Annotated in this window: 1 protein-coding gene; it reads right to left on the bottom strand. The window is 66.7% G+C overall.

What is annotated here, in order from left to right; all coding sequences use genetic code 11:
- A partial coding sequence (locus G4D83_RS45290; protein WP_163871177.1) for an AMP-binding protein occupies window positions 1-519 on the bottom strand: 519 nt, incomplete at both ends.

Here is a 519-nt window from a genome sequence, read left to right as displayed (position 1 = left end):
CGATGGGGACGGGCTGGCCGAGAGGGTCGAGGACGAAGAGCTGGGTGTGGCCGACGGGCGAGCCGATGGAAGGCAGGCGAGGCCAGGAGGAGGGAGCACCCTGGAGGCGGAATGCGGAGACGACGTGTGCTTCCGAGGGGCCGTACTGATTCTCGAGGACGCTGCCCGGGAGCTTCTCGAAGAAGGACGCCAACGTGGCGTTGACCTGGAGCTGCTCGCCTGCGGTGACGACTTCGCGAAGTGCGGAGGGCAGGGTGGCGCCGTGGGAGACGGAGTCGGCCATGGCCTGGAGTGCGACGAAGGGAAGGAAGAGACGCTCCACCTGCTGACGGTGCATGAAGTCGAGCAGTGCGGGGATGTCCTGGCGCAGGCCACCAGTGGGCAGGACGACATGGGCGCCGACCCACCAGGAAGCGAAGAGCTCCTGGATGGAGACGTCGAAGTTGAGGGAGGCGAACTGGAGCGTCACCGCGCGGGGGTTGGGAGACTGACGAATCTGCCAGGAGAGGAGGAAGCTCA

The sequence above is a fragment of the Myxococcus eversor genome (assembly GCF_010894455.1).
GTDB lineage: Bacteria > Myxococcota > Myxococcia > Myxococcales > Myxococcaceae > Myxococcus > Myxococcus eversor.
Note: the sequence above shows the minus strand (reverse complement) of the source record. Positions and strands in the feature narration are given on the sequence as shown.